Raw genomic sequence first — 13516 nt, forward strand, 5'->3', positions numbered from 1 at the left:
TTGAGTTCATTGGGAAGGAATGAGGTTGGTTATGAAGAGACTGAATGTTAGAAAGGCAATACTACCTGCAATATGTTTGTTCCTTATCTCGCCTATTGGATGTGCGAAGAATGAGGCTGCCAGTCAGGAGGATTTTTATAATGTAATCATGCAGGATGGGGCAGACCCTTGGGTCTATAAGCACACGGACGGAATCTATTATTTTACCAAAACGACCGGTGGTGACGTTACCATCTGGAAATCAGCGCAGTTAACAACGATTGACGCAGCTCCTAGAAAGGTAATTACTACAGGTGGTCATAATATATGGGCTCCTGAACTCCACTATATAAATGGAGCCTGGTACATCTATTATGCCATGGACGATGGGGATAACGTTAATCATCGGATGTATGTGATGGAGAATACCTCGGCAGATCCTACACAGGGTGTATGGAAGCAAAAGGGACAGATCACCGACTCTACAAACAAATGGGCTATTGATGGTACTGTTCTGCAAGTACAGGATCAGCTGTATTTTATTTGGTCCGGTTGGGAGGGAGATGTCGATGTGCAGCAGAATCTGTATATCGCCCATATGAGCGATCCTTGGACGATTGATTCAGAGCGCGTTGAGATTTCAAGACCAACCCATAGCTGGGAGGTGAACCATTCTCCCTATATCAATGAAGGACCTCAGGTTATCGTTCGAAACGGAGTAATTAATCTCGTCTACTCGGCAAGTGGAAGTTGGACTAATGACTATTGTCTTGGGTTGATAACGGCCGATGTCTCAAGTGATTTGATGGACCCTGCCTCATGGAGTAAAAGGGACCAACCTATTTTTAGCTCTGAGAATGGGTTATATGGACCGGGGCACCATTCATTTACTACATCTGTGGATGGCACAGAGGACTGGATCTTTTATCATGTTGCCAAATTCAACAATTCTGGGTGGAACCGTGAAGTTCGTGCCCAAAAATTTACTTGGAATGCTGATGATACTCCCAATCTCGGAGTTCCTGCTAATCCGAACCTTCCTATTTCTTTGCCTTCTGGTGAAACCGCTCATATTCGCTATGAAGGTGAGAACGGGACATTTGGTGGAGGTGCTGGCGTAATACCAAGTTCCACAGGCTCAGGAGGATCTAAAGTGGGTCAGTTTGACATGCCGGATAGCTATGGAGAGTATTCAGTTAAAGTGGCATCTGCAGGTGAATATATTCTATTGGTAAGAGCAGCGAATGGTACTGAGGGAGGAGAGGGGGCTTATCTCCAGTTAAGTATAAATACAGGTACTCCTAGTAGACTCTATATAACTAATAAAGGCTGGGAAAACTGGGGGCTATCCACAGCCAGAATTCAACTTGAGGCAGGTATGAATAAAATTAGATTTACGAAGGATGTAGGGGATGTAGAGTTGGATTTCTTCGATATTAAGCAGGTTAATTAGGTCCTAAACATGATATAATTAATATTGTTGCTTTATTTCAACTTTATGTAGTACTCTCTTTAGAGATAGATCATTTTCTTGGAATACTAATATGGAGGTTCATATGCTGGAAGTTGGTATACACGAGTCCGATAGGTTGGTTCAGGTCGCTCATGCCCTTTCTACACGCTCCCGGGTTGACATACTTCGCCTTCTTAACACACGCAGTATGAATATTATTGAACTTGCCGAGTCTCTTCAGCTTCCGGTATCGACTGTTGCTAACAATGTGAAGATTCTCGAGGCTGCCAAGCTGATTAATACAGAACTACTTCCAGCGGTACGAGGTGCCATGAAGGTATGTAGCAGAAATTATGACGATATTCTAATCTCGCTAAATACAAGCATCCGGACATCCAAGGATGGCATGAAATTTTATGAGCTTGAGATGCCTATTGGATATTATAGTGATTGCGAGGTTCATCCGACCTGCGGAATGGCTTCTCACGAAGGAATGTTGGTTAGAGAAGATGAACCGGCAAGCTTTTATCATCCGAAGCATGTTGCAGCGCAGATTCTTTGGTTCCGTAAGGGATATGTGGAGTATTTGCTCCCGCTTGAGATTCCGCAGAATGCGAGCATCCAGTCGATCGAGCTATCCATGGAAATGTGCTCGGAAGCGCCGAATTATGACAACGATTGGCCTTCTGATATTTCTGTGTGGGTGAATGGGGTAGAGATCGGAATGTGGACCAGTCCTGGAGATTTTGGAGACCGGCGTGGCACATTGAATCCTGTTTGGTGGGAAGATTGGACGACACAATATGGATTACTAAAAACATGGCGGATTGATCATGAACGGACAACCTTGGATATGCAAAAAGTATCTGACGTTTCATTAAAAGACCTTGATATCGACCAGCGCCCGAGCCTACGGGTCCGTATTGGGGTCAAGCCTGATGCGGTACATAAGGGTGGCGTTAATCTTTTTGGAAAACAGTTTGGAGATCATGAACAGGATCTGGTCATGCAAGTCGCTTATGTTCTAGATGAGACTGAATAAGAAATTAAGAAACCATCATTCCTTACGGAACTGATGGTTTCTTTGTGTTATGTACGGCATCCGCCATTAATTACAAAAATATTGTATATAAATGATTTATATTAATATAATACACATAAATGGTTTGAAAACGTTGACAAAAGGGCATTAAAACGCTATATTAGGTTTAAAAGATACCAAATATATGTAACAAAACAAATTTGTCTCGCAACTAGATGGGGAGGAAGTAGGAGTAATGGTAATGATTGATCAACAAATACGCAATGAATACCCTCGTCCGCAATTTGTCCGTCAGGCGTGGATGAGTCTAAATGGAGAATGGGAGTTCGATTATGACGATAATGGAATCGGAGAGCGGGAAGCTTGGTACGAAGCTCATGATTTTAGTAAAAAGATTATAGTCCCCTTTTGCTATCAAAGCCGATTGAGCGGAATAGGCGATACGGGGTTTCATGATACAGTTTGGTACCGGAAGGTAGTTTCCTTACCTGAAGGATATGAGAAAGAAAGACTGCTCCTTCATTTTGGCGCCGTTGATTACGAGGCAAAGGTATGGGTGAATGGTAAGCTTGCAGTGCAGCATGAGGGTGGGCATACGCCGTTTCATGCCGATATTACGGATATTCTCGTTGAAGGCGACAATATCATTGTAGTGAAAGCGACCGATTACAGTCGGGATGTAACCCTACCACGAGGCAAGCAGTTTTGGGAGGAGAAATCAGCTAGTATATTTTATACGCGAACCACGGGGATTTGGCAGAGCGTGTGGCTGGAACCGGTCGCGGAAACTTATATCGGGCGGATGAAGGTGACACCGGATATAGATAAGAATGATATCAGTCTGGACATTTTCCTCTCAGGGTATCGCCCTGGTGCCATCGTTAGTCTAAAGGCTGCAGTGACTTTTAATGGAGAATTTATTACGGAGGACTTATTCTCGTTGCGAAACGAATCGACGAGTCGGCATATCCACCTGGAGGATTTCAATGACCATGGACTAGGACGCTGGTGGACCCCAGAGAAACCGAATTTATACGATTTGGAATTGACACTCATCGTAGACGGTACGGTAGTAGACACAGTGCAAAGTTATTTCGGTATGCGAAAAATATCCATTGAGGACGGGAAGCTACTACTGAATAATCGCTCCTATTATATGAAAATGGTGCTAGACCAGGGCTATTTTCCGGATGGTATACTGACTGCCCCAAGTGATGATGACCTACGTAGGGACGTTGAGCTAACGAAAGAAATGGGGTTCAATGGTGCGCGCAAGCATCAGAAGATTGAAGATCCGCGCTATTTGTATTGGGCTGACAAGTTGGGTCTGCTGGTGTGGGGGGAAATGGCAAACGCTTATCAATTTTCTCAATCCTATGTGGCTCGCCTGACGCGGGAGTGGATTGAGGCGGTGGAGCGAGATTATAATCACCCCTGCATCGTAGCTTGGGTACCGCTCAATGAAAGTTGGGGTGTTCCCAATATTCTGGTCGATAAGCAGCAGCAGCAGCACGCTTTGTCGGTCTACCATATGACGAAATCGCTAGATTCTACGCGGCCAGTTATATCCAATGACGGTTGGGAGCTCGTTAGCACGGATCTCGTTACTATTCATGATTATGAGTGGCGGAAGGAAGTATTGGCGGAACGCTATAAGGATAAAGAAACGGCACTGGCCGCTCAACCAGGCAACCGATGGATCCTAGTTCCCGGCTTCCCATATGCCGATCAACCGATTCTGGTTACAGAATTTGGAGGTATCTCTTTCCAACTGAATGAATGGGAAGGTTGGGGGTATTCTGGGGCTACGAATGAAGAGGATTTTAAGGAGCGTTTGAATAATGTTGTAGAACCTTTACTTCGTTCTCCAATAATTCAAGGATTCTGTTATACACAATTTACGGATGTGGAGCAGGAAATTAACGGATTGTTGACTTACGATCGCAAACCTAAGCTTCCATTAGAGACTATTCGCTCCATTATTGAAGGAATTCGAAATTAATTTAAAGACGGCAGATTGCGTTATTTAACGGTTCTGCCGTTTTTGCTTAACAATATTAGGTTCGAAGGGATCTGGTGAATATGAATAGACATGACAGAAAAGGGACTGCTCTGATCCGTGAAGTGAACCAAACCGAGGTTCCTTACGGAACTTTGGCTATTTGGTTTATTGGGCAAGAGAGCGTCATTATTAAAGGCGATGGAGTAACGATCTATATCGATCCTTATGTATCGGATGTTTTGGACAACAACGGGCCGGCACGCTCTTATCCAGCGCCAATAGTTCCACAGGATATTACAGGAGCAACGCTCTGTCTGATTACACATGAGCACGAAGATCACATGGACGCCGGAACCTTACCGATTTTCCATAAGCAGAATAGCAAGGCGCCAATCATGGCACCGGCCTGCTGTAGGGAGCCTTTAATCCGGATGGGAGTTGGAGATCACCAAATTATGGTGGCGGATGACCGTAGGACAACAGAACTGTTCTCGAAGTTGAACATATCAGTTATTCCTGCCGCTCATGAGCAATTGGAGCAAGATGCGGATGGAAAATACCGATGTGTTGGCTATGTTCTGGAGCTGAACGGCGTGACGCTGTACCATGCAGGGGATACAGTAATCTACCCCGATCTCGTGGAACGTCTCAGCAAGATCAAGCCGGATGTGGCGATGCTTCCTATCAACGGTCGCGATTATTTCCGCCAAGAGCGCGGCATTGTCGGTAATATGAATTATCGGGAAGCCGCTGAACTGGCTGTTAGAATCGGCGCGGAAACCGTGATTCCGTTGCATTATGATGTGTTTTCCGGCAATGCAGAAAAACCGGGCTATTTCGTGGATTATCTGTACGAACACTTCCCTGAACAGAAATGTCATGTGATGGCTCGCGGAGAGCGGTATGTGTACGTTTCTAGCCTGGCATTCCTGCAATGAGATAAGGAGTGAGCAAAAATGAAGTTACATAATGCAGCATTTGAAAACCTTCCATTAGGTGCGATTAAGCCGGCAGGATGGCTAAAGAACCAACTACGAATTCAGGCGGATGGTTTTACCGGTCATCTGGAGGAACATTGGGGGGATGTAGGGCCGGACAATGGATGGATTGGTGGCAAGGGAGAGAGCTGGGAAAGAGGTACATATTATTTGGACGGCTTACTGCCACTTGCTTATTTACTTGAAGATGAAGTGCTGATTGCCAAAGCAAACCGCTGGGTTGAGTGGTCACTCGCCAGCCAGAAAGAGGACGGGTCATTTGGACCGGAACGAATCGAAACTGTAAACCATGATGTAGAGAAAGATCAGGACTGGTGGCATTACATGATCATGCTAAAGGTGATGATGCAGTATGAAGAAGCTACGAGTGATGATCGAGTAATTCCATTTCTAACGAAATTTTTCAGATATGTTCATTCGACAATAGCGTCTCAACCTTTACGTGGCTGGGCCAAGACACGAGGCGCTGAAATGTTGCTCTGCCTTGTATGGCTCTACAAACGTACAGAGGACTCCTTCCTACTACAGCTTGCGAGCATCGTGGCGGAGCAGACAACAGATTGGAGTGATATTTTTCATGACTTCCCATTCTGGCGGAAGGTGGAGCAGTGGGATTGGACGACTCATGTTGTAAATGTGGCGATGGGGATTAAGACGCCAGGGGTACTGTATGAATTGAAAGGTGACCCGAAAGAGCGGGAAGCCGTGCATCGTGGAATCGATTCACTAATGACATACCATGGTCAGGCGCATGGGATGTTCTCAGGGGACGAGTGGTTGTCAGGTACTCATCCTAGTCAAGGGGTTGAGTTGTGCGCAGTTGTTGAATATATGTTTTCTATGGAACAGCTTACTCGTATTTTTGGGGAGGGTCGTTTCGGTGACATTCTTGAAAAGGTAGCTTTTAATGCATTGCCAGCGGGCATTTCTCCTGATTGGACCTCGCATCAGTACGATCAGCAGGTGAATCAGATTGTATGTAACGTCGCTCCACGTTCATGGAGCAATGGACCCGATGCGAATCTGTTCGGTCTGGAGCCTAACTTCGGTTGTTGTACTTCAAATATGCATCAAGGCTGGCCAAAGCTAGCTTCTCATCTGTGGATGAAAGATCAGAATGGGGGGCTAGTAGCGGTATCCTATGCTCCATGTACCGTAAAAACGGAGATAGGTACAGGGACCTTGGCAACGCTGGAAGTGAGTGGCGAGTATCCTTTCCGCGATAAAATCAATATCTCGCTAGCATTAGATCGTACCGATTCTTTCTCCATATCCTTACGCGTACCTGCTTGGTGTAAGGAACCAAAAGTGATTATCAATGGGGAAGAGGTAGCACTTAGAGTAAATTCCGGTTACGCCAAGGTACAACGGGAGTGGCATAACGAGGACCAGATTGAGCTGCATTTACCGATGGAAGTGGAGATGGAATCACGCAATATGTACGCAGTCAGTGTATCTCGGGGACCTCTTGTATATGTATTGCCTATTCAAGAGAATTGGCAAATGATTCAGGAGCGTGAGATGTTCCATGATTGGGAAGTATACCCGGGATCTCCTTGGAAATATGGTCTACTTGCAACCGGTGATTTTGAAGTTGCCGAATCGGAAGTTCCCTACCAGCCTTTTCTTGCTGCCCATGCTCCTGTTCAACTTAAAGCGAAAGGCCAGCTGGTACGAGACTGGAGAATGGAAGGAAACAATGCCGGTACACCACCGCTGTATCCCAACACGGAGGGCCAAGCGGTGAAGGAACTGCTGCTTGTTCCTTATGGCAGTGCAAGACTTAGAATCGGTGAGTTCCCGTTGATCGGACAACCTAAAGCGTAAAGCGTTCAGAGAGCCAATCAAACAACAAGGATGAGAGGAAGATATCAGTGATTTCACTACAAGCATATGAAGGTGAGTTTCAAGGTGAAAAGGCAATTTGGTTGAAGGCAGGGTGCTATGAAGCAGCTCTTTTACCCGAAATCGGTGGAAATTTGATTGCATTTCGTGATGTTGAAATAGGTTTGAAGTTTTTGCATGAACCTGATTTAGATGAAATGCAGTCCTTCAAAGAGAGACCTATGATTCATGGGATTCCTGTGTTGTTCCCTCCTAACCGGTATGAGGATGGCCGATTCCCTTGGGATGGTAAGGTTCATCAATTCCCCGTGAATGAAAGTGCTACAGGTAATCACTTACACGGTTTTCTTTATAATACCCCATGGGAAATAGATGAATACGGACAGACTAATATGGAAAGTTATGTATCTGTGTCGGTTAAGGTAGACGAGCATCATGATGCATTTCAATATTTTCCTTACCATTGTACGATTAGGCTTCGCTACAGCTTGGGAGAGAACGGGCTTTCCCAGCGTGTTACGATCCTTAACGAGGGTGAAGAGAAAATGCCTTGCCTACTAGCATTCCATACTTCGGTCAATGCGCCTTTTGCGGCAGGAAGTTCGGCACAGGACTACAGGCTGAAATTGACAATCGGTGAGCGCTGGGAGTTGAATGAACGGATGTTGCCGACAGGTCGTTTTCAAGCTCTAACACCGGAGGAAGCTCTTATGTCAGGCGAGGGGGTCTATCCTTTCTTCGAAAGTATGGACAATCATTATACGGCTTCATCACAGAACGGCCGGAATCGTATGGAACTGACTGATTTGAAGCGTCAGATCACGTTTGTTTACGATGTAGGAACGACTTATAAGCAATGGATGATCTGGAACAATGAAGCCAGGGAAGGATTCTTCTGCCCTGAACCGCAAATCAATCTTGTAAATGCCCCTCTTGTTAACTTGCCTGCTGATGACATTGGCTTATTCAGCCTGGATCCAGGAGAAATTTGGGAGGAAAGCAGTAGATGGTACGTCCGTGAATAAGCGTTTAATTACAATCCTGGTACCTCATTGGTATCAGGATTTGTTGTTAGAGGAGACGTACTGCTAATAAAACTCTGTTTGAAATAGTATAAGAAAGTATAAATAGTGTAAGGAGAGCAGAAAATAAAAATCTGTAAATTCATGAATAAGAGGTGCTTAGGATGTGGTTTGCAAAATCTCAAGAGGAAGTACTGCAAGAGCTTCAAGTGAATGCGGCAACGGGGCTGACAACGGAGGAAGCCAAATCCAGACTTGAACGATACGGTCCTAACAAGTTGGAGGGAAAACCAAAGAAAAGCATGATCATCCTTTTCTTCGAGCAATTGAAGGATATGTTGATTTATGTGCTGCTTGGTGCTGCGGTTGTCACACTTCTGATTGGAGAATATGTAGACGCATTGATCATCCTTGCCGTTGTGATTTTAAATGCGGTGATCGGAGTTATTCAAGAGAACAAAGCCGAGAAAGCGATAGAAGCATTACAGCAAATGACCACCCCAAAGGCACTAGTCAGACGTGATGGAGAAGTGAAGGAGATAGCGTCTGAGGACATTGTACCTGGTGATATCATTATTTTGGATGCAGGCCGATTTATATCTGCCGATTTACGACTGATTGAAAGTGCGAACCTGCAAATTGAGGAATCTGCCTTAACCGGAGAATCCGTACCGACAGACAAAGAGGCGAATGCGATTCACTCCGACCCCAAAACACCAATAGGCGACAAGTCTAATATGGCGTTTATGTCCACTCTTGTTACTTATGGTAGGGGGGAAGGAATAGCCGTAGCAACAGCGATGGATACAGAAATGGGCAAGATCGCCAAGATTCTTGGCGATGATGATAAAGAATTGACTCCACTTCAGAAAAAATTGGAGGAACTCGGCAAAGTTCTCGGTTATATTGCGATTGGAATCTGTGTGGTTATGTTTGTCATCGCTTTATTCCAGAAGAGAGATCTATTCGAAATGTTCTTAACTTCGATCAGCTTAGCGGTTGCAGCTATTCCAGAAGGTCTTCCAGCGATCGTGGCTATCGTATTAGCATTGGGTGTTACCAGAATGTCACGGATCAATGCCATTGTGAAGAAGCTTCCGGCTGTCGAGACGTTAGGTTCGGTAAATATCATTTGCTCAGACAAAACAGGTACGCTTACTCAAAATAAAATGTCTGTCGTAAAGCATTATGTATCCTCGACTCAAAATAAGGATGAACCTCCTGTTGAGCTGATTAAGTCGCTTGTCTTATGTTCCGATGCAACCTTCGAAGAAGGTAAAGCTACAGGTGACCCTACGGAAATCGCTTTGATCGTATTCGGAAATGAGCATAACTTAGTTAAAAGATCTCTGGATGCCGAGTATAAAAGGCTGTCAGAAAAGCCTTTTGATTCCGATCGTAAGTTGATGTCTACATTGAACGTAACCAGAAAGGGATATCGGGTACATACCAAAGGGGCTATCGATCAGCTATTGCAGATATCCACTTCTGCAGTTGTTGATGGTGAGGTTGTGCCTCTGACTGAAGAGCTGAAGCTTCAATATCTTAAGGCTGCCGAAGCGATGTCAGATGAAGCCCTAAGAGTTCTTGCCGCAGCGTATAAGGATACCGATCAGATCATTGAACCTGATGAGATGGAGCAGGGCCTGACGATCCTTGGATTTGTAGGGATGATCGATCCACCAAGACTTGAGGTGAAGGATTCAATTAGCGAAGCGAAGATGGCTGGTATTACCCCGGTCATGATCACTGGTGACCACAAGAACACGGCGGTTGCGATTGCGAAAGAATTGGGCATTGCGAGTTCCATTGAGCAAAGCATGACAGGTGCTGAAATTGATGAACTGTCAGACGAGGCATTCTCGCAAAAAATTAATACGTATCGAGTGTTCGCCCGCGTCTCGCCTGAGCATAAGGTGAAGATTATTAGAGCATTCAAAGCGAAGGGGAACATCGTCTCGATGACAGGGGACGGAGTAAATGACGCACCTTCTTTGAAATATGCCGATATCGGGGTAGCCATGGGAATTACCGGGACCGATGTCTCCAAGGGTGCTAGCGACATGATCCTAACAGATGACAACTTCACGACGATTGTTCATGCGATTAGAGAGGGTCGAAATATTTATTTAAATATTCGGAAGACGGTTATTTTCCTATTATCGTGTAACCTGGGGGAAGTCCTGGCTGTACTCGCTTCGATCTTGTTCTTCTGGCCCGTTCCGTTATTGCCAACTCAGATTTTGTGGGTGAACCTGGTGACAGATACGCTACCGGCAATTGCACTGGGTGTTGATCCAGGTGATAAAGATGTGATGAAGAGAAAACCAAGAGACCCGAGTGAAAGCTTCTTTGCAAAAGGTGCGGGTCTAAGAGCGATCATAGGTGGAGTCCTGATTGGAAGCATTACGTTATTTGCTTTTTATCTAGGATTACATGAATTCGGGTATAGCCTGAACTCCAGTAATATCTCTGAGGATGCAATGACGAATGCAAGAACGATGTCCTTTGTGGTATTGGCATCTTCACAGCTGTTTTATTCGTTATCCATGCGGAGTGCTACGAAGTTTATTTTTCAAGTTGGATTGTTTACTAACAAGTATTTGTTAGGTGCAGTCATCGTTGGGTTGGTTCTGCAATTCGGGGTAATCTCAATACCGGTTCTAGCCAATGCTTTTAAGGTTCAATTCTTATCCTTAGCTGATTGGGGATGGGTAATTGCATTAGGACTGGTTCCCCTGATTGTGAACGAGATCATTAAGTTGTTCTTGTGGGGTGGTAGACATGGTGAGGAGAATGTAGAGCAGTAAATACGAAGAAGAGCGCAGAGCCCACAGGGGTTCTGCGCTCTTTTTACATCTAGATTTCAAGCTCTTCAAGTGCATATTTACAAAATTGAAGAGATGATTCCATGTCCATGATTCTTTTGCGTATAAGCATATATCGCCCGAAAGTCGTGGCCTTTGGCTCATGGGATTCGCCTCGCTCCTCACGAAGGGTTTCATTGCCTCCCAGCATTTCATTGTAGCGATCAAGCTCACTTTGGCAAAATTCCATACGCTGATATAGCAGTTCCTTTGCTTTCTGCGGTTCAGAGAGCCATAGACTATATAGCTTGAAATGGAGCTCGTCTCGTAGAACCGGATGCTCAGCAGGCATTTCCACCCACTGCCGTAATTGGGCGAGTCCTGCTTCGGTAATGGTATATTCCTTCTTATCCGGTTTATCGGTTTGCTCAATGAGCTTATATGAAATGTAGCCTTGTTGCTCCATGCTCGCAAGGAGCGGATAGATTTGACTGTGCCCAGCTTGCCAGAGTGGTTTGATTTTTTGCGTCAAATCATAACCGGACAGCGGAGCAAAACTTAATAAAGAAAGAAGACCATAAGAGAGTGTATTCATTCGTACGACGACCTCCCATTCATATAAATACGCTTACATCAACGTTTTTTGATGCTATGTCATAATTGACATAGTAATCGTATGGGTATAACATTATTTATGATCTAATTATATGTAAAAGTAGACATATATGCAATGGAGGGAGGAACCGTTGATGGAAGGAAAACAAATAAGCAAGAATCATTTTTGGCCTATCATGACTGCCATATTCTTCGGGACCTTTGTCTCTGTCTTAAGTACGACGACGATTAACATTGCTGTTCCTATGTTAATGGACCATTTCCATACGAGCCTGAACACGATGCAGTGGATGATTACCGGCTTTATGTTAGCTACGGGCGTTACAGCACCACTTACAGGTTATCTTGGAGGAAGATTTAGTTATAAGAGGTTGTATTTATGCGCCTTAATTGGCTTTACGATATTCTCCTTATTATGTGCTGTAGCTTGGGGGCCAACATCGCTAATTATCTTTCGGATGCTCCAAGGCGCCTGCAGTGGTCTGATCATGGCTTGTACCATGACCATTATATTTCAAGTTATGCCTATTGAACGTAGGGCGTTTGCGGTGAGTCTGTGGTCGCTGTCAGCCATGGTGGCTCCAGCAATTGGGCCGACATTTAGCGGCTGGTTACTGCAGTATGCTAGCTGGCATTGGTTATTCCTCATTAATATTCCAGTAGGATTGATTGCGATTATTCTAACTCAAACGTTGATTCCTTATTATCGGATTAATGTCCCTAAGTCATTCGATGTCCCTGGAGTCATTACCGTTGTTCTGGGTAGTCTCTCTTTATTAACAGCTTTTAGCCAAGGCAGTAGCTGGGGCTGGGGTTCCTGGAGAACACTATCTTTGATTGTTGTAGGCATCATCTTGTTGATATTATTTGTATGGCGGGAGCTAACGACGGAAGTACCGTTGCTCAATTTACGTGTATTTAGCAATCGACGGTTTACCATCATGGTGAGTATTTATAGCATTGTTACGGTAGCAATGTATACAGGGACGTATTTGGCTCCGTTGTTCCTACAAACGGTGCAAGGAGAAACACCACTTACAACGGGATTGATTCTGTTGCCCTCGTCAATCGTACTAGCGTTGCTTAGTCCGATCGTCGGCAAGCTATACCCTAAGTTTGGTCCTGTGAAGTTGATCTCCTTCGGTATTCTATTTATCTTCATTGGATTATTCCTGATGAGTTGGCTTGGCGTGAATGTCTCGAATAACTTCATCATGTGGGCGATGATATTGCGTAACTTCGGACTCGGCTTCGCCAATGTCCCAAGTAGTACGGCATCGATGGAGGAAATTCCAGTTGAATGGTCCGGTCATGCAACCTCGATTAACAACTGGGTTCGTAATGTATTAAGCTCATTTGCAATTGCCGTATTCACCTCACTATTGTCGAGCAGATCTCTATTCCACTCCAAGGAACTGATCAGTTCAAGTGTAGGAGACACAGGCTCGATCCGATTGCTCTCATTCACGATGGGGGTGGATGATGTGTTTGTTCTAGGATCCATTATTGTATTATGTGCACTGCCGTTAATGTTATTATTGCGGCGCAGCAAAGAGAGTATTTCAGCAGTTGAAGGTGCGGTATAAATGTGTCCCTTTTTTCGATTCTAGGGTATAATGTAATTTCATTGAGCCATCTGAAGATGGCTTTAAATACATAAGCATTTCTAAAAAAGTGGAGTTGACACTTAAGTGTCAGCTCTTTTACGTTTACCGGATTGGGTAGTAAGAAAAAGGCAAGTATAGAGAGATTT

General features: G+C 44.7%; 9 protein-coding genes. 8 read left to right on the forward strand and 1 reads right to left on the reverse strand.

The window, feature by feature from the left end:
* Positions 1-31: 31 nt before the first annotated feature.
* From IEW05_RS01165 to IEW05_RS01195, 7 genes are all read left to right on the forward strand, one after another.
* Positions 32-1432 carry a family 43 glycosylhydrolase gene (locus tag IEW05_RS01165; protein WP_188535007.1) on the forward strand — a complete coding sequence of 467 codons (1401 nt, stop codon included), beginning with the start codon at positions 32-34 and terminating at the stop codon, positions 1430-1432.
* A 103-nt stretch (positions 1433-1535) separates the two neighbouring features.
* Positions 1536-2474: an ArsR/SmtB family transcription factor gene (locus IEW05_RS01170; protein ID WP_188535008.1), complete on the forward strand. Its 939-nt coding sequence runs from the start codon at positions 1536-1538 to the stop codon at positions 2472-2474.
* 241 nt (positions 2475-2715) lie between these two features.
* Complete coding sequence (locus IEW05_RS01175; protein WP_188535010.1) at positions 2716-4476, forward strand: glycoside hydrolase family 2 protein; 1761 nt, start codon at positions 2716-2718, stop codon at positions 4474-4476.
* A gap of 80 nt (positions 4477-4556) precedes the next feature.
* Complete coding sequence (locus tag IEW05_RS01180) at positions 4557-5414, forward strand: MBL fold metallo-hydrolase (protein WP_188535012.1); 858 nt, start codon at positions 4557-4559, stop codon at positions 5412-5414.
* An 18-nt stretch (positions 5415-5432) separates the two neighbouring features.
* Complete coding sequence (locus IEW05_RS01185) at positions 5433-7301, forward strand: beta-L-arabinofuranosidase domain-containing protein (protein WP_188535014.1); 1869 nt, start codon at positions 5433-5435, stop codon at positions 7299-7301.
* A 47-nt stretch (positions 7302-7348) separates the two neighbouring features.
* Positions 7349-8344 carry an aldose 1-epimerase gene (locus tag IEW05_RS01190; RefSeq protein WP_188535017.1) on the forward strand — a complete coding sequence of 332 codons (996 nt, stop codon included), beginning with the start codon at positions 7349-7351 and terminating at the stop codon, positions 8342-8344.
* 161 nt (positions 8345-8505) lie between these two features.
* Positions 8506-11151 carry a cation-translocating P-type ATPase gene (locus tag IEW05_RS01195; RefSeq protein WP_188535019.1) on the forward strand — a complete coding sequence of 882 codons (2646 nt, stop codon included), beginning with the start codon at positions 8506-8508 and terminating at the stop codon, positions 11149-11151.
* Between the two features lie 49 nt (positions 11152-11200).
* Here the strand turns inward: IEW05_RS01195 and IEW05_RS01200 are convergent, their stop codons facing one another.
* Complete coding sequence (locus IEW05_RS01200) at positions 11201-11743, reverse strand: PadR family transcriptional regulator (RefSeq protein WP_188535020.1); 543 nt, start codon at positions 11741-11743, stop codon at positions 11201-11203.
* Between the two features lie 154 nt (positions 11744-11897).
* On the opposite strand from IEW05_RS01200, the gene IEW05_RS01205 reads away from it, so the two are divergent.
* Complete coding sequence (locus IEW05_RS01205; protein WP_188535022.1) at positions 11898-13349, forward strand: DHA2 family efflux MFS transporter permease subunit; 1452 nt, start codon at positions 11898-11900, stop codon at positions 13347-13349.
* Positions 13350-13516: the final 167 nt, after the last annotated feature.

Origin of the sequence: Paenibacillus segetis (genome assembly GCF_014639155.1) — a bacterium.
Taxonomy (GTDB): Bacteria; Bacillota; Bacilli; order Paenibacillales; family Paenibacillaceae; genus Fontibacillus; species Fontibacillus segetis.